The sequence below is a fragment of the Pseudomonas frederiksbergensis genome (genome assembly GCF_900105495.1).
Taxonomy (GTDB): domain Bacteria; phylum Pseudomonadota; class Gammaproteobacteria; order Pseudomonadales; family Pseudomonadaceae; genus Aquipseudomonas; species Aquipseudomonas frederiksbergensis.
In genome coordinates this window covers 1,282,101-1,299,235 of record NZ_FNTF01000002.1, presented here as the reverse complement: position 1 = coordinate 1,299,235, position 17,135 = coordinate 1,282,101, and the positions used below count along the sequence as shown (strand labels likewise).

General features: G+C 58.4%; 17 protein-coding genes. 12 read left to right on the top strand and 5 right to left on the bottom strand.

The genetic code is table 11. The annotated features are described in order from the left end of the window. Positions 1-3: 3 nt before the first annotated feature. Entirely contained in the window at positions 4-666 is a 663-nt protein-coding gene (gene yrfG, locus BLW70_RS06520; protein ID WP_074872596.1) for a GMP/IMP nucleotidase, read from the top strand. A 127-nt stretch (positions 667-793) separates the two neighbouring features. On the opposite strand, the gene lysM is transcribed toward yrfG, so the two are convergent. Further along, the gene (lysM, locus tag BLW70_RS06515; protein ID WP_074872594.1) at positions 794-1,234 is read right to left on the bottom strand and encodes a peptidoglycan-binding protein LysM; all 441 of its coding nucleotides are present in this window, start codon (positions 1,232-1,234) and stop codon (positions 794-796) included. 136 nt (positions 1,235-1,370) lie between these two features. Here lysM and BLW70_RS06510 point away from each other — a divergent pair, with 136 nt between their 5' ends. From BLW70_RS06510 to BLW70_RS06495, 4 genes are all read left to right on the top strand, one after another. Then, positions 1,371-2,258, top strand: coding sequence for a LysR family transcriptional regulator (locus BLW70_RS06510; RefSeq protein ID WP_074872593.1), 888 nt, complete (start codon positions 1,371-1,373; stop codon positions 2,256-2,258). Positions 2,259-2,352: 94 nt separating this feature from the next. Continuing rightward, on the top strand, positions 2,353-3,192 hold the full coding sequence (fdhD, locus tag BLW70_RS06505; protein ID WP_074872591.1) for a formate dehydrogenase accessory sulfurtransferase FdhD: 840 nt from the start codon (positions 2,353-2,355) through the stop codon (positions 3,190-3,192). Beyond that, positions 3,189-5,537: an FdhF/YdeP family oxidoreductase gene (locus tag BLW70_RS06500; protein WP_074872589.1), complete on the top strand. Its 2,349-nt coding sequence runs from the start codon at positions 3,189-3,191 to the stop codon at positions 5,535-5,537. Before fdhD ends, BLW70_RS06500 begins: the two co-directional genes overlap by 4 nt. A gap of 336 nt (positions 5,538-5,873) precedes the next feature. Next, entirely contained in the window at positions 5,874-6,362 is a 489-nt protein-coding gene (locus BLW70_RS06495; protein WP_074872587.1) for a glycine zipper domain-containing protein, read from the top strand. A 68-nt stretch (positions 6,363-6,430) separates the two neighbouring features. Here BLW70_RS06495 and BLW70_RS06490 read toward each other — a convergent pair whose 3' ends face one another. The 3 genes from BLW70_RS06490 to BLW70_RS06480 form a co-directional block, all read right to left on the bottom strand. Then, positions 6,431-6,850: an acyl-CoA thioesterase gene (locus BLW70_RS06490; protein ID WP_074872585.1), complete on the bottom strand. Its 420-nt coding sequence runs from the start codon at positions 6,848-6,850 to the stop codon at positions 6,431-6,433. 144 nt (positions 6,851-6,994) lie between these two features. Next, entirely contained in the window at positions 6,995-8,221 is a 1,227-nt protein-coding gene (locus BLW70_RS06485) for a 3-hydroxyacyl-CoA dehydrogenase (protein WP_074872583.1), read from the bottom strand. A 197-nt stretch (positions 8,222-8,418) separates the two neighbouring features. Next, positions 8,419-10,353, bottom strand: coding sequence for a RecQ family ATP-dependent DNA helicase (locus BLW70_RS06480; protein WP_074872582.1), 1,935 nt, complete (start codon positions 10,351-10,353; stop codon positions 8,419-8,421). A 270-nt stretch (positions 10,354-10,623) separates the two neighbouring features. Here BLW70_RS06480 and BLW70_RS06475 point away from each other — a divergent pair, with 270 nt between their 5' ends. After that, positions 10,624-11,721 carry a S8 family peptidase gene (locus BLW70_RS06475; protein WP_074872580.1) on the top strand — a complete coding sequence of 366 codons (1,098 nt, stop codon included), beginning with the start codon at positions 10,624-10,626 and terminating at the stop codon, positions 11,719-11,721. Here the strand turns inward: BLW70_RS06475 and BLW70_RS31000 are convergent. Continuing rightward, positions 11,698-11,919 carry a hypothetical protein gene (locus tag BLW70_RS31000; RefSeq protein WP_235864987.1) on the bottom strand — a complete coding sequence of 74 codons (222 nt, stop codon included), beginning with the start codon at positions 11,917-11,919 and terminating at the stop codon, positions 11,698-11,700. The two genes, BLW70_RS06475 and BLW70_RS31000, sit on opposite strands and share 24 nt — an antisense overlap. A 278-nt stretch (positions 11,920-12,197) precedes the next feature. On the opposite strand from BLW70_RS31000, the gene BLW70_RS06465 reads away from it, so the two are divergent. The 6 genes from BLW70_RS06465 (at position 12,198) to BLW70_RS06440 (ending at position 16,914) form a co-directional block, all read left to right on the top strand. Continuing rightward, positions 12,198-12,461 carry a hypothetical protein gene (locus tag BLW70_RS06465; RefSeq protein ID WP_074872576.1) on the top strand — a complete coding sequence of 88 codons (264 nt, stop codon included), beginning with the start codon at positions 12,198-12,200 and terminating at the stop codon, positions 12,459-12,461. Positions 12,462-12,560: 99 nt separating this feature from the next. Next, positions 12,561-13,688, top strand: a complete 1,128-nt coding sequence (locus tag BLW70_RS06460; protein ID WP_074872574.1) for a hypothetical protein — start codon at positions 12,561-12,563, stop codon at positions 13,686-13,688. Between the two features lie 382 nt (positions 13,689-14,070). Further along, the gene (locus BLW70_RS06455; RefSeq protein WP_074872572.1) at positions 14,071-14,367 is read left to right on the top strand and encodes a hypothetical protein; all 297 of its coding nucleotides are present in this window, start codon (positions 14,071-14,073) and stop codon (positions 14,365-14,367) included. Positions 14,368-14,596: 229 nt separating this feature from the next. Then, entirely contained in the window at positions 14,597-14,950 is a 354-nt protein-coding gene (locus BLW70_RS06450; protein WP_074872570.1) for a DUF1493 family protein, read from the top strand. Positions 14,951-15,154: 204 nt separating this feature from the next. Then, positions 15,155-15,646 carry a helix-turn-helix domain-containing protein gene (locus tag BLW70_RS06445; RefSeq protein WP_074872568.1) on the top strand — a complete coding sequence of 164 codons (492 nt, stop codon included), beginning with the start codon at positions 15,155-15,157 and terminating at the stop codon, positions 15,644-15,646. Further along, on the top strand, positions 15,643-16,914 hold the full coding sequence (locus BLW70_RS06440) for a type II toxin-antitoxin system HipA family toxin (RefSeq protein ID WP_074872566.1): 1,272 nt from the start codon (positions 15,643-15,645) through the stop codon (positions 16,912-16,914). The genes BLW70_RS06445 and BLW70_RS06440 overlap by 4 nt, the downstream gene beginning before the upstream one ends. Positions 16,915-17,135: the final 221 nt, after the last annotated feature.

Below are 17,135 nucleotides of genomic sequence, written 5' to 3'. Positions count from 1 at the left end.
TTTATGTCCCTGCTGCCCTGGCGCGACATCGACACCGTTCTGCTGGATATGGACGGCACGCTGCTGGACCTGCACTACGACAACCATTTCTGGATGGAACACCTGCCCCAGCGTTACGCCGAATTGCACGGGGTGAGCCGGGCCATGGCCGAGATGGAATTGCAGCCGTTGTTCGAACGCAACGCCGGCCAGTTGCAGTGGTATTGCCTGGATTTCTGGAGCGCCGAGCTCAAGTTGTCGGTGCGCGAACTGAAACTGGAAACCGCGCATTTGATTGCCCTTCGTCCGGATGCGGACACCTTTCTGGCCGCCATCAAACAGGCGGGTAAACGCGTGGTGCTGATCACCAATGCGCATCGCGATTCGCTGTCATTGAAACTGGAAAGAATCGAACTGGCGCCGTATTTCGAGCGGTTGATCAGCTCGCACGATTACGGTTTTGCCAAGGAGAACCCGCAATTCTGGGATGCCTTGCAGGCGGACATCGGCTTTGATCCGGCGCGCAGCCTGTTTATCGACGACACCTTGCCGATCCTGCGCAGTGCGCGGAATTTTGGGGTGGCGCATTTGTTGGCCGTGAGCGAGCCGGACAGCCGCAAAGGGCCGAAGGATACGGCCGAGTTTGCGGCGGTGGGGGATTATCGGGAGTTGATTGCCGGGCTCTGAGACCGCGTCGCCTGCATCGCGGGCAAGCCACGCTCCCACAGGATCTGTGTCGTTCGCATCCATCGTGAACGACACAGATCCTGTGGGAGCGTGGCTTGCCCGCGAAGGCCATCACACGGTCTTAGCGTTACTCAGGAATACGCAACGACTGCCCCGGATAGATCTTGTCCGGGTGAGACAGCATCGGCTTGTTGGCCTCGAAGATTTTGTTGTACTTGTTGGCGTCGCCGTACTCAGCCTTGGCAATCGCGCTGAGGGTGTCGCCCTTTTTCACAGTGACGAACCGCGCCGCCTGAGCAACCGGGCCCTTTACGGTGATCTGGTCATCCACACTAGCGACACCGGCAATATTGCCCACCGCCAGCAGGATTTTTTCCTTCTCTTCCTGACTGGCGACTTCGCCGGTCAAGGTGACTTTGTCGCCCTCCACCGTCGCCTGCACATTCGGGTTACCCAGGCCGACTTTGCTGATGTGTTCCTTCAATTGCTCGCTGGCATTGGCGTTGCCTGGCGTCAGCAGATCGATAAGTTTTTCGCCTGCTTCTTTCACAAAGCTAAAAATACTCATGGTGCGCTCTCCTTGGGTTTTGGGTTCCAGACGCAAAAGCCTAGCCCAAGGCCGTCACTTGCGGTTCCAACCCGACCAATGACGCCGCTTCCCCGCAAGCGCTAGAATCCAAGCCTTCCCGCGCCCTGGAGCGAAGATGGACATCAAGCAACTTAAATTCCTCATCGCCCTCGACGAAACCCGGCATTTCGGCCAGGCCGCCGCGCGTTGTCACATCACCCAGCCGACCCTGTCCATGCGCCTGCGCAGCCTCGAAGAAGAACTCGAGTTGCCGCTGGTCAATCGCGGACAGCGCTTCGAAGGTTTTACCGCACCGGGTGAACGGGTGCTGGCGTGGGCCCGCACCGTGTTGGCGGCCTACGACGGCTTGCAGGCCGAAGCGGCTGCCTGTCGCGGCAATCTGGTCGGTACGTTGCGTCTGGGCGTGGTGCCGCTGTCGAGCTTTGATCCGCTGCCGCTGATGCAACGCCTGCACGCCGAACACCCGAACCTGCGCTTCGAACTCTCGGCACTGAGTTCCGAGCAGATCCTCGAACAACTGGCAAACAATCGCCTGGATCTGGGCGTTTCGTACCTGGAGCGACTGGATGGCGAACGCTTCGATTCCCTGGCATTCAACGAAACCCGCATGGGCCTGCTCTACGATCAGCGCTTCTTCAGTTTCGACGAGGCGCCGCTGAGTTGGGAATCGCTGATCGAACTGCCGCTGGGCATGCTTTCCAGCGGCATGCATTTTCGCCAGTCCATCGACCACAACTTCCACAGTCGCGGCCTCACCCCGCAACTGTTGCTGCAAACCGATGCCGTCCACCAATTGTTACAAGCGGTGCACGGTGGATTCTGCTGCGCCGTGATGCCAATGGACGGCGGCCTGGAAAAACTCACCGATCATTTGCGTCTGCACCCCATCGAAAATGCGCAAACCCTCGCCCGGCTGGGGCTGATCATGCGTCGCAGCGCCCCGCGGTCGGCGCTCGCGGAAGCCTGTTTCGCGATACTTCAGCAATCGCTGCCTAGCTCTTGATCGACGTCATCTATCGGTAGATCAGTATTAGCGATTAGACGCGACAAGTTGACGCGCCTAGGCTTAAGGCAGCCTAACCCTTCGGTGATACCTCATGAACGCCAAGCGCCCTGCCTGCGCGGCGCCAGCCCTCGAAACGCCAGCGCCCGCCGCAAGCCAGACCTACAGTTACTGCGACCTTCAAGACACGGAATCGGCCAGCACCGCGCTGGCCGAAGAAGTCGCGTTGGCGATCGCTTATAACGGCATCAGTCAGGCGGTCATGCTGGTGACGCCGACGGACCTTGAAGACTTCATCGTCGGCTTCAGCCTCGGCAGCGGCATCATCGAAGACGCCTGCGACATCTATGACCTGCAACTCAGCGGCTCGGGGTCAGCGCAATACGCGCAAGTGACCATCGCCAACCGCGCCTTCTGGAACCTCAAGCAACAGCGTCGGCAAATGGCTGGCACCAGCGGTTGCGGCCTTTGCGGCGTGGAAGCGGTGGAACAGGCATTGCCCGATCTCAAGGTGTTGCCCGGCGCGCCCTTGCCGCCCGCCGAATGGCTCGATGGCTTGCGTCAGCGCATCGGAGCATTCCAGCCTCTTGGCCAGTACTCCGGCGCGGTACACGCCGCCGTGTTCATGGACAGTCAGGGCCAATTGCTGCTGGGTCGCGAAGACATCGGCCGACACAACGCCCTCGACAAACTGATTGGCGGACTGATCCGTCAGAAGATCCCGATCACCGGCGGGCTGGTGATTGTCACCAGCCGTTGCAGCCTCGAATTGATCCAGAAAGTGTTGCGCGCAGGTATCCAGACCCTGGTCAGCCTGTCGTCGCCCACGGGCCTTGCCGTGCAATGGGCCCGTCGCCACAACCTCAATCTCATCCACCTGCCGCAGAAAAATGCGCCGCGGGTCTACAGCCCCGCGACGGAGAACCCAGCGTGAGTCAACATCAACAAGCCGACCAGAAACCCGTTCCGCGTTACAAGCCCTACAAAGGTCCAGCCGGTGGCTGGGGCGCGCTGGCCAGCGTTGCCCGCGCCTGGTTGACCAGCGACAACGCGCTGAAAAACCTGCGCATGATGCTCAAAACCAACAAGAACGGCGGGTTCGACTGCCCCGGTTGTGCCTGGGGCGACTCCAAGGAAGCCGGCATGGTGGCGTTCTGCGAGAACGGCGCCAAAGCGGTGAACTGGGAAGCGACCAAGCGCCGTGTCGACGGTGCGTTCTTTGCCAAACACAGCGTCAGTTCGTTGCTGGATCAAAGCGACTACTGGCTGGAATATCAGGGTCGTCTGACCGAGCCATTAAGCTATGACGCCGAAACCGATCGCTACAAGCCGATCAGTTGGGACGCTGCGTTCTCCTTGATCGCCAAGCATTTGCAGGGCCTGTCGAGCCCGGATCAGGCCGAGTTCTACACCTCGGGCCGCGCCAGCAACGAAGCGGCGTACCTGTATCAATTGTTCGTGCGTGCCTATGGCACCAATAACTTCCCCGATTGCTCGAACATGTGCCACGAGGCCAGCGGTGTGGCCATGGCGCAAAGTGTCGGCGTCGGCAAAGGCACCGTCACCTTCGACGACTTCGAACACGCCGACGCGATTTTTGTCTGGGGCCAGAACCCTGGCACCAACCACCCACGGATGCTCGAACCGTTGCGCGAAGCGGTAAAACGCGGTGCTCAGGTGGTCTGCATCAACCCGTTGAAAGAGCGCGGCCTGGAACGTTTCCAGCACCCGCAACACGCGATCGAAATGCTCACCAACGGCGACAAGCCGACCAACACCGCGTACTTCCGTCCGGCATTGGGCGGCGACATGGCGATCATGCGCGGCATGGCCAAGTTTCTGTTGCAGTGGGAGCGTGACGCACAGAAGGCGGGTGAGCCTGCCGTTTTCGACCACGACTTCCTCAATGAACACAGTGTCAACGTGCTGGAATACCTGGGCATCGTCGACGACACCTCGTGGGAGCAGATCGTCCAGCAATCCGGACTGACGCTGGTTGAAATCGAGCAAGCGGCGCGGATGTACGCCAAAGGCAAGAACGTGATCATGTGCTGGGCGATGGGCATCACCCAGCATCGTCATTCGGTGGCGACCATCCAGGAAATCGCCAACCTGATGTTGTTGCGCGGCAATATCGGCCGGCCCGGCGCCGGTCTGTGCCCGGTGCGCGGCCACAGCAACGTGCAGGGTGACCGGACCATGGGCATCAACGAGCGTCCGCCGGTGGCGTTCCTCGACTCACTGGAGCGTCGCTTCAAGTTCAAGGTGCCGCGTGAAAACGGTCACAACGTGGTCGAGGCGATCCATGCCATGGCCGATGGCCGCGCGAAAATCTTTATCGGCCTGGGCGGCAACTTCGCCCAAGCCACCCCGGACAGCTCACGGACCTTCCAGGCCCTGAGCAACTGCGACCTCACCGTGCAAATCAGTACCAAGCTCAACCGCAGCCATCTGGCCCACGGTAAAGAGGCGCTGATTCTGCCGTGCCTGGGCCGTACCGACATCGACATCCAGACCGAAGGCCCGCAAGCGGTGACCGTCGAAGACTCGTTCAGCATGGTTCACGCCTCCAACGGCCAGTTGCAGCCGCTGTCGAACCAGATGCGCTCGGAGCCGGCGATCATTGCCGGCATCGCTGCCGCGACCCTGGGCAGCCAACCGGTGGACTGGAACTGGCTGGTGGCCGATTACCGGCGCATCCGCGACCTGATTGCCGACACCGTGGTGGGCTTCAAGGACTTCAACGAAAAGATCCAGAACCCGGGCGGGTTCTACCTCGGCAACAGCGCCGGTGCTCGCCGTTGGAACACCGCGTCGGGGCGCGCCAATTTCCGTGCGAACGTCCTGCCCAAAGACCTGGTGCACGAACGCACTCGCGCCACCGGCGTATTGCCGGACCTGATCATGCAGTCGATGCGTTCTCACGATCAGTACAACACCACGATTTATGGGCTTGATGACCGCTATCGCGGCGTGAAAGGTCAGCGTGATGTGTTGTTCGTCAACGAAGCCGACATCATTCGGCTGGGGTTCAAGCCAGGGCAGAAGGCTGACATCGTTTCGATCTGGGACGATGGCCGCGTGCGTCGGGTGAAGGGCTTTACGCTGCTGGCGTTTGATATCCCTGCCGGGCAAGCCGCGGCTTATTACCCGGAAGTGAATCCGCTGGTGCCGCTGGAGAGCATTGGGGATGGCAGCCATACGCCAACGTCGAAGTTTGTGGCGATCCGGTTGGAAGCGGCGAGTGAGACTGGACTCATCATGGCCAAGTCGGCCTGACCCTGATCGTTCCCACGCTCTGCGTGGGAATGCCTCGATGGACGCTCTGCGTCCGCTTTGGGACGCGGAGCGTCCCGGGCTGCATTCCCACGCAGAGCGTGGGAACGATCAATCGAATATTCCGGATCAATCACTTTCCAAACGCCCACAAAAAAGGCCGTTTTGCATGAAAACGGCCTGTCCGAAGTAGTTAAAGACCGGCGAAAAACGCTTAAGTTCCGACTAAAAAACAGTAACTTATAGAAATGTGCTCAAGTCGTGTTACTCGTCGGATTTCGATTGTCACGACCATGACACGGCCTCAGGATCGCGCCGTCATCCCCTTGAGGTTCCTCTATGAAGTTCTCCTCGATTCTCTTGTTGTCCCTTGGCCTGGTCAGTGGCTTCGCTTCTGCCGGCGGCACCACCGAAGCAGGTGTGGGCGGCGCATTGGGCGGGGTTCTTGGCTCGGTCGTCGGTCAGTCATTAGGCGGCAATACAGGTTCCACCATTGGCGCGGCGCTGGGCGGCGCGGGTGGTAGTGCTGTTGGCGCAGACAAACGCAGCCGTGGCGAAGCCGCTATTGGCGGTGCGTTGGGCGCAGCAGGCGGTAACGTGGTCGGCCGCAGCGTGGGCGGCACCACCGGCAGCCTGATCGGCTCCGCAGCAGGCGGCGGTGCCGGTGGTGCGCTGGGTAACTACATGGGCAACAAGAGCGATGACGATGATGATGATCGTCGTTCCTATCGTGGTGGCCATGGTGATCGTCGCTACTACCGCGACGGCCATCCGGGGCGCGGTCACGCCTATGGTCATCGCAAGCACAAACATCGCTATCGCGACTGAGGTTGAATCACCTCGTTGACCGGTAGATCAAAAAATCGCAGCCCAAGGGCTGCGATTTTTTTTGCCCGTCAAACCACCAACCGCTGCAGTGCCTCGCGCAAGCCGGCAGGAATCGCCACCGGCTGATTAGAGGCCCGATCCACAAACACATGCACAAAGCGCCCTGCCGCGCAGGCTTCGTCTTCCCCGGCCTTGAACACCGCCAATTCGTATTGCACCGAACTGTTGCCCAACTTGCCCACCCGCAAACCGATTTCGATTCGGTCAGGGAAGGCAATGGACGCGAAGTAATCGCAAGCCGAACTCACCACAAAGCCCACCACTTCGCCATCATGGATATCCAGCCCCCCGACTTCGATCAGGTAGGTGTTCACTGCTGTGTCGAAGAAGCTGTAGTAAGTGACGTTGTTGACGTGACCATAGGCGTCGTTGTCATGCCAGCGGGTGGTGATGGGCTGGAAGTGCGGGTAGGTGGCGCGTTGAGTCATGGGTTCTCGCCTTGAGGATCGTTCCCACGCTCTGCGTGGGAATGCAGCCCGTGACGCTCTGCGTCACATTCAGGAGCGGACGCAGAGCGTCCATGGAGACGTTCCCACGCAGAACATGGGAACGACGATCAGCCGTAGTGGAGTCTACCGATCCGAAAACCCTTTACCCTCCGCCGCCAATTCCCCGATCAACCGCGCCGGGTTCCATTGATCGCCCTGCCTCGTTTCAAGTGCCAGCAACCGTTGGTGAATATCCGCCAGCCCTTGTTGATCCGCCCACGCCATCGGCCCGCCCTTGTCCGCCGGGAAGCCGTAGCCATTGAGGTACACCAGATCGATGTCGTGCGCCGATTCGGCAATCCCTTCCTGGAGGATCTTCGCCCCTTCATTGACCAGTGCCAGCAAGCAGCGCTCCAGGATCTCTTCGGGGCTTATCTCGCGGCGCTGGAACCCTAGTTCTTCGCTGACCTGCAAAACCAGCGCATCGACTTCAACATCGTGCTCAGCCTGGCGACTGCCCGGCTCATAGTGGTAATAGCCATTGCCACTCTTCTGGCCGAAACGACCCAATTCGCACAGACGATTGTCCACCTGAACCTCAGGCGCATCCTGCCCTTCACCCGCCAACTGCCGAGCGCGCCACTCCAGATCGATGCCGACCACGTCGTACATGCGGAACGGCCCCATGGCGAAACCAAAACCTTGCAGCACCGCATCGACCTGATGTGGATAAGCGCCTTCGAGCAACATCTTGCGCGCTTCGAGCACATACGGATGCAGCATGCGGTTGCCGATGAAACCATGGCAGTTGCCCGACACCACGCTGACCTTGCCCATGCGTTTGCCCAGTGCCAGGGCGGCCTCAAGCACCGCCGGTGAAGTCTGTGCACCGCGAACGATTTCCAGCAGTTTCATGATGTGCGCCGGGCTGAAGAAGTGCAGGCCCAACACCTGTTGCGGACGACGAGTAGCCGCAGCGATGGCATCGATATCCAGCGCCGAGGTATTGCTGGCCAGAATGGCTTCGGGTTTGAGCAGACCGTCCAGTTCACGGAAGATTTTCTGCTTGAGTTCGAGGTTTTCGTACACCGCTTCGATCACCAGATCGACATCGCGGACCGCCGCGTAGTCAGCAGCCGCCGTTACTCGTGCAATGCGTGCGTCCGCCTCGGCCTGATCGATCCGTCCCTGAGCCACGTTGTGGGCGTAGGTTTCCGCCACGGTGGCCAGCGCCTGTTCAAGCATCTGTGGATTGTTATCGACCCATTGCACCGGGACGCCGGCGTTGGCCAGGCACATGACGATGCCACGGCCCATGGTGCCTGCGCCAATGACGGCGGCGCGCTGAATAGTGAACGGTGTCTGGCTCATGGTTGTTCTCTTGTTGGCGATCCAAAGACAGCCTTCACCATAGTCAGCCACCGCGCGTTTTTGAAATTTATTCCTGTGATGAGCGACATTCAGCGGATGGATGACCGCCCACCTGATCATTCCCACGCTCCGCGTTCGGCTGTGAAAGGGACGCGGAGCGTCCCAGGCTGCATTCCCACGCAGAGCGTGGGAACGATCTAGCGTGGCAAATACGCCTCGGCCCACGTCCGGACTTCGGCATACGGATAATCTTCCAGCGCCGCAAACCCGGGAATCGAGCGAGCCTTGAGCTTGGTGAACAGCGGCACGCCGATGCCACATAAAAACCGCGTCACGCGCTCCGCAGACGGAACGTTGCCGGTGTGCTGTTCATGCCTGTGGATAAAATCACCGCACAACGCCTCGAAGTTTTTATCCACAAGCACCGGTAATTCCGGTGGCGTCGGCAACCGCGCCACATCCCCGTGACACACCGAACAATGCCCGCACTGCTGCGGCGCATTTTCATCGCCGAAATACTCGGCCAGGCGATAACCCAGGCAATGGTCCGTGGCGAACAGATCCAGCATGGCGTGAATCCGCGCGATCTCGGTTTGCTCATGGCGGGTGAAATAGGCGTGCAACTCTTCGCTCAAGGCTTGGGCATCAAAGTCGGTTTGCAGCAGGCTGTAGACCTCGGTCATCTGCTTGCTTTCGAGCTCGACCCAGCCCTTTTCCTGGAAATAATCCAGCGCCTTCACCACCCGATTACGCTCGGCCTGATGCTGTTCATAAAGCGCATCGAAATTCACTGTGGCCCAGGTCCGTGCGCGGCTCGAGGTCTGGATGATCGCCGCGACGAAATCCTTGCGCTCACCCTCGAAGCGGGCCAGCAAAGCCTCTGGTTCCTGCAAGTATTTGAAGCGGTATTCGGCGTAATAGGCGTAACGCGGTGCAATGATTGCGCGCAGTTCCAACTGCACCAGCAAGGTCTTGAGCGGCAGTTGGCGGATGTTGCTTTGGTCCGACAACGGCCCCAACAGAAACTCCCACTGCCCCTCGGGCGCGGCGGCTTGCAACTCGTCGAGCACATGGCGGATGCCATCGAGCTCAGGCGTATCGCCGTAGACAAAGTTTTCCAGCACATTGAGGCTGTCGCGGTTGGCCAATACCAGGCAGTCGGACGGCTTCCCGTCACGCCCGGCGCGGCCGATTTCCTGGCTGTAGTTTTCGATCGATTTGGGCAGGTCGAAATGCACCACGTTGCGGATGTCGCTCTTGTCGATGCCCATGCCGAACGCGATGGTGGCGACGATGCAATTGGACCGCCCGCCCATAAAGCGCTTTTGGATGGCTTCCCGATGTTCGTGGGGCAAACCGGCGTGATACGCCTCGGCCTGTATGCCGTTGCGCCCCAGGTGTTCGGCGATGTGCTCAGCGGTTTTCTGCAAGGTGACGTAAACGATGCTCGGCTGGCCTGGACGTTCGCTCATCCATTCGACAAGGCGTCGGCGTTTGTCCTGACCGCGCACCGGTTCCACTAACAGATTGAGGTTTGGCCGATAGAAACCGGTGGTCACCACATCGTCGGCGGCAATGGCGAACTTGGCCTCCATGTCGGCGATCACCTTGGGTGTTGCGGTGGCGGTCAGCAGCAGCGCCTGAGGGATGTTGAACTGGCGCTGATAGTCGGGAAGCTTGAGGTAATCGGGGCGGAAATTGTGGCCCCATTCCGAGATGCAGTGCGCCTCATCCACCACCAGCAACGAGATGGGCACTTGCTGCAGGAAATTGCGGAAACGCTCGTTCTTCAGGCGCTCCACGGAGATCATCAAAATCTTCAGCTCGCCAGACTTGGCCCGAGCCATGACGTCGCTGGCATCATCGCGGCTCTGGGCCGAATCGATACTGCCCGCCGCAATGCCGTGGCGCTGCAGAAACGCCAGTTGATCCTGCATCAACGCCAACAGCGGCGAGACCACCAGCGTCAGGTGCGGCAGCAGCAAGGCCGGCAATTGGTAACACAGGGACTTGCCCGAGCCGGTGGGGAAAATCGCCGCCGCCGAACGCCCGGCCAACACCGCGCTGATCGCCGCTTCCTGGCCGGGCCGAAACTGCGGATAACCGAAAACCTGTTCCAGGGTGTTGTGCATAAGCTGTCACTCCGTTGACCGCTGCGAAGCCCAAAGCCTAGCCGGCAAACGCAGCGAGTCGAGAAAAGGTCAGGGACCAAAACGATACGGGATGATACAGCGTCTATCGGGACGAACCTTCGCCACAGGCTGAAACATACAAGGCACTTTGCCGCTAATTCCCCGCTCCATTCCACTGGTAAGGTTCAACTTCGAGAAAAATCACTATCCGCGAAAATGGTCATCACGGCAGGACGCCTGGTGTACGCGGATATTCATGAAGGAACGACCATGCTTCAAATACCCAGTTTTTCAATTATCTTCGCGCTTTTGTTGCCATTCCTCTTAAGTGGATGCCTGACAAACCCCACGCAGCCCCCCATCGATCCGGCCCCGTTCGAAACACTGGAGTATCGAGCCCAAAAGGGTTTGGCGATCGTTCACGCTTCAACCCTTTACGCCCGCGGTGGCACCGGTCAAGGCGTGGCCGTGGCACTGGTCGATTCAGGCCTGAATAGCAACTTGGCGGAATTCCAGGGAAGAATCCGCGATCCGGGCTTTGACCATGTCGAGAACCAGGTCGGTACCGTTGACAGAATCGGTCACGGCACCCAGATGGCTGGCATTCTGGCGGCCAACAAGGATGGTCAGGGCATGCATGGCGTTGCGTTCAATGCACAACTGATCCCCTTTCGTTTCGGTGACGACAACGAGCCATTTTTCTTCGACCGTGAGATTGCGCAATCCTGGCAGTCCGGTTTCGACAAGGGCACGCGCATCTTCAATAATTCGTGGGCCAACGCCATTCCCGCGACCGAGATCAATGAGGCCCGTTATAAGCAGGTCATGCCTGAGTCGCTGGTGACCGCCCGAAAACTGGTCCGGGGCGGCGCGGTATTTGTGTTCCCGACCGGTAACGAACTGAAACGAGAGCCGCTGGTCGAGCCCGGTTTGCCGATCGCCATACCTGAACTGGAAATGGGCTGGATCGCGGTGGTTGCGCTGAAGAACGACGGCAGCGCCATCAATGCAAAATCCAACTACTGCGGTGTGGCTGCGGCCTGGTGCATCGCCGTGCCGGGCGGCGATTCGGGCGCCGACCAAGGTCTGCTGACCACCCACAAGGATGGCCAATACGCCCAAACTGCCGGCACCTCTCCTGCGGTCGCGCTGGTCAGCGGTGCCCTGGCAGCACTGCATAGTCGCTATCCTGAGCTCACCGCGCAGCAAGTGCGCGAACGCCTGCTGGCGACCGCGAACCGGACCGGCATCTATGCAAACAGTGAAGCCTACGGCCAAGGATTGATGGACCTGGACGCAGCCTCGCGCCCAGTCCCGGAATCCGAGATCGGTGCGACAGGGCAATCAGATTTGTCGTCCCCCATCTAGGGCACCAATACCGTCACCCATAGCTGCTCTTTTAAGCACCTTCTCGTGAAAAACCTGGCTCTTGCTCGCCAAAATGGCATGGGCCGGGCTGATTTCGCCGGTGACATCTACAGCATCCACCGCACCACATGCCCCGGCCCACAACAACAAAATCGAGGCCATTGCATACCTAATTCGTGATAAGCGTTGGGCGGACATTTGGAAACGTCCTACTGATTCTGGCGCGCCCCATACAGAGGTTTGATGGGTTGCGCCTGACAACCCCGTAGGAAATCTGCCGTCTAAGGGTTTGGGCATAAAAAACCTCGGAAAACACGTAGGTTCGGTCCGAAAAGGCAGGAAAAGCCCCTACAAAACCTGTCCATCGAAGCCGTATTGCCGCGCGGCGCCGTGCCCTTCTATAGTCTGCGGCGCGGCTGAAATCAGGGTGTCGGCCTGCCGGCGAGATTGCCCGAATTCCTATAGGACTGACCTAAATGCAAGACCGCTATCGTCCCCTCAAAACCAGCTACAGCGAAACGCCCGTCCTCGTCATCGACACCACGGCCAGCACCGGCGCCGTCCTCGACGCTGCGCACCAACGTCTGCGCGCGGCCAGCGATTTGCTCGAAACGCTTTATTGTCTGTGCTTCAAACAAGCCGACGTTAAAGACATTCCTCATATCGTGAATGCTCTTTATTTATTAACGCAGGATGGTTGCGAACTACTGGAAGTTGCCAAACAAAGAATAGGGCACTAAAACCTCTAACACACTACAACCCCGGTAACAACTAACCACTTCATTATTTAAATAACTCAAACTAGCCTGTACGCTCTTAAACCAAACAAGAGCACAACAATGACTACATTAACTATTTTCTTTTGCGGTACCGGCTCGACCAAATTCGACAACCAAAACCCAACTTACTGGAATGGCGAACTGGTTTCGGCACTCGCCTCCCATCATGCTGGCCGAGAGTTTGCCGAATGGATCGTGATCGACGGTCCCGGCACCAGCAACCTGCAAGCTGATGAGATGTTCACTCAATCCAAGGACTATGGCCTGAGCGGCACGCTGTTCGGCAAGGGCTGGGAGGAGAACGTCAAACACGCCATCAACATCATCAAAGGCCAGTGTGACTGGCAACGTGAAAAACTGACCGAGACCGAATACAACCGCCTGAAGGCTGCAGGCATTCCAATCGAAGACGTGATCGTCGAAGGTTCCTGGCTGTGGCGTAAATATAACTATGGCGACCGCAGCGTGACCCAGCAGAAGTTGCAAGAACAAATCATTAAAACGTTTCGCAAGGACGGCGTTATTCCAACCAAGGTCAACTTGGTAGGCTGGAGCCGCGGCGGTATTAGTTGCCATATGCTGGCCAATGCCATGTTCAAGGACAGCGCACTGAAGAACATCCCGGTCAATATCTTTGCGATTGATCCGGTACCGGGCATCGGTAACTTTCAGGAGGACAAAGTAAAACTGAATGCCAACGTAAAAGAATACGTCGGCTTCTACGCCCGAGACGAGCGCTCCAAAGGCTTCAGCTGCGTCATCCCGCAAACGGCCACCGGCACCCGAACCCACATTTACCCGATGCCCGGCCGTCATGGCACGCTGGTTGGCAACGCCGCAGCAGACGGTGTCAGCGGCCCTAAAGTGCTGGCCGAACCCGGCCTGATCGTCCGCCACTTTGCCGAAGTGTGCCTGAAGCGCTGGGGTGTGCCGCTGAACAAAACCCTCAACCTGAGCGCGGCCGACCTGCAGAAACACCACAACACCATGGCCAGCGCCGCCGCGAAATACAAAGCGATGGAAAAGTGCTCGTACACCTACTTCACCGAGCTGGACCAGGGCGAGCGCTACGTTTCGCTGGGCAGTAATGGGGTCAGGTTCTCGGCAGTGAAAGGCACGATCTATGCGCCGGCGACCGGGCTGAGCACCGACCTTCTGGATGTGGCTTCGTATCAGCATATTCGTTGAGGTGATGGGCGCGGGAGGGTGGAAAGCGCGAGAACATTCTTCGCGAAAATTCCTATAGAAAGGGCCTAGCCGAGGTTCGGCCCGATCCTACAAGCGGGGACTCTTTATCGTCTATCGCTGCCCGGCGGCTGACACCTATAGTCGGGCTGTCGCTGCCAAATCAGCGACTCGGGCTTGGTCACCTGAATAGCTCATATCTACGCGTCCGTTGTATGCTGCCGGCACTTCAAGTGCCTGCACCCTATATGGTGGCTGTGTTTGGGACGCCCTCGGGCGTGCCGGGATGTGAGCCTCATCGGTTGACCAACCCGAACACAGTCCGCCTCCTATCGCTTGGTCACGATAGCGCGGGTTATTGCTAACGCATTTGAGGCTACAAACAATGAAAACGTTGAACCCATTCCCCGATCGCTACCGCCCACTAGAAACAAACCTCACCGACTCCCCACCCCTGATCATCGACACAGAAGCCAACCCGCAAGACATCCTCGAAGCCGCACTCCAGCGCATCCGCGCTTCCAGCGACCTGCTCAAAACCCTACATTGCCAATGCTTCAAAAACGGTGACGTGGAAGACATCCCGCACATCACCCACGCTCTCTACCTGTTGACCCAGGACGGCTGCGACCTGCTGAAAGTCGCCCAACAACGCATGATGGGCTGGAAAGCACCAACCTGACACCGAGCCAGGATCGTTCCCACTGCGTGGGAACGATCAAATCCCGGGGATAACCTTGAGCAAGTTTTTTGATGAGCTGATGAAAAGCGTGCAACAAATGAACGAGATCGTACGAGGTGAGCGCCAGCCTTCCCGCGAACTCCACGTTCGCTGCTCTGATCGACACCCAACACATCGCAAGATCAGGCTTAATCCGCCTCACGAAATGGCCCTGAACAGAAGACGCCCCATGAACCTCGCCCCAAACTTCCCCGACGACCACGCCATGCACCTGCTCATGCAGCTGCTGCACGAAGAACTCGGACTACCCGAACGCAAAACCATCAGCCTCACCACCTCGATCAACTTCGACCTGGACTGCGACGGTGCCGATGCGCGGCATTTGATGGAAGCGCTGGAAGAACAGTTTGGGATCGACTTCGTGGACTACGACGCCTATCGCTACTTCCAGCCGGAAGGATTCGATGTGTTCCTCAAACGCCGAGCCAAAGGTCGTGGCGACAAAGCCCCACTGACCATTGGCATGCTTTACCAAGCGGTCAAGTTGCAACGGTGGGATACAAAAGCTCTGGAAGGGATCTAGCCACACTTAAGTGGCAATATTCTGGCTGTTTTTAGCGATTTAGGTTGGAATAATGGCAGTTTCAATAATCCCGCCTCCGACGTCCATCTGGAGCGGCCGTACTGGCAGAGAGAGACTTGCTACACGTTGGGGCAGCCCAGCAAATCATCACATAAGTGCTATTATTCTGGCAGTTAAAGCCTAAAAACGAAGGAATAATGGCACATGGCTAAAAAAACAGCGCCGCTCCTGCCAGCAGCAGCCAAGCTGCTCTCTGAATTTGGCGAGCGGCTCAAACTCGCTCGGTTGCGCCGCAAGCTGACAGCCAAGCAGGTTGCTGAAAGGGCTGGCATGTCACTGACAACACTGCGCTCTCTAGAGTCAGGTGGATCAGGCGTGACAATGGGGGCTTATTTGTCAGTGATGCAGGTGCTGGGCTTGGAGAAAGACCTGAGCAAACTCGCCGCAGTGGATGAGCTGGGGCGCCAGCTGCAAGACGCTCAATTAACCCCGAGAGCAAGCCTCGCGGCCAGTAAACGCCAACGAGTACGCAGCGTAGCGCCAGCGAAGGTATCGCCACCTATTCGCGACAGAGAGACGGGGGCATTTGACAGCCCCTCTGAATCGGACCTTGGTGCCGATTTCCCTTTGAACACTCACTCTTTATCCAATTTGTTAACCAAGAAAAACCCCAAACCTACGACGGGTAAAAAATGACATTGATCTCGGTGTATGCGGATTGGGAATCCTTGAACGGACCAAGGCGTCTTGGGTTCCTCCATGCCAGAAAGGCTCGTGCCACCAACGTGTTCGAGTTTGAGTACGACGCGGCGGCGTTGGCCGATCCCGAGTTGAGCTTCACATCCCTGGACCCCCGAATCGGCCTTTTTGAGGGTCGGCAGTTCCCTGGCCAACATCAGACCCGGTTTGGCGTTTTTGCCGATTCAAGCCCGGATCGATGGGGCCAATTGCTGATGAAGCGGCGGCTGGAACGAGACATCCGTGACGGGTTGACCCCTAAAGGCACCAAGCTGTACGAGTCAGATTTCCTTTTAGGTGTTCATGACCTCTATCGGGTTGGAGCTATCCGCTACAAGCTCAATGACGAAGGCAATTTTCTGGATGATCGCGATGGGTTGGCCGCCCCACCCTTTGTCGAGTTACGCGCGTTGGAGCAGGCAAGCCGAGCCTTGGAAAACGATCCAGACAATACGTCACTCGACGGGCGCGAGTGGCTGAGGATGCTGATAGCGCCTGGTGGCTCACTAGGTGGCGCCAGACCAAAAGCCAGCGTTGCTGACGAGCATGGTCATTTATGGATCGCCAAGTTCCCGAGCACTCGTGATGACTATGACGTCGGTGGCTGGGAAATGGTGGTGAATGCCTTGGCGAATCATTGTGGCTTGCGGGTCGCGACCGGCACTGCACGCCGTTTCGCGAGCGAACATCACTGCTTCATGGTCAAGCGCTTCGACCGCACCGAACAGGGTGGTCGACTGCATTTTGCTTCAGCAATGACCCTGACCGACCGTGTTGACGGTGACGATGCATCGGTGGGCGCCAGCTACCTTGAGTTAGCAGAAGTGCTCATGGAACACGGCTCGGAAACCAACGCAGATCTTCGCGAGTTATGGTCTCGTATCGTGTTCAACATCCTGGTCTCCAATACCGACGACCACCTGCGCAATCATGGCTTTATCCTTGACCCCGGTCGGGGATGGCGCCTGTCTGATGCCTACGACATGAATCCGGTAGCCCACGCCGATGGATTGAAGCTCAATATCACCGATGCCGACAACGCTTTGGATCTCGAACTTGCTCGCGAAGTGGCGGAATACTTTCGGGTCAGTCGTGCCGATGCGGAAAACATTATTGAGAGTTTCCAAGGAGTCGTCAGCCAATGGCCAACGCTGGCGGGTGCGTTGGGGTTATCGAGGCGTGAACAAGACAACATGGCGCCAGCGTTTCGGCTTTCTGGTAATTAGTATCTCTGGGAGTAGGTGTAAATGAAGGTCATGCCATCTCCCCTCTAACCCCGAGGCCGCGCCTACAAATCCCCCCACTGACCGTCAAGGCCATCGAGGCCATCGAGGCCTAACGCCTGGACCCTTCCCCAAGCGTCAGAAACCGTCAGTAGCTTATATCGCAACCCCAAAATTGAACCGCCCCTATCTACTGGCAAACGCCCGCCATCAGGACTAGTCTC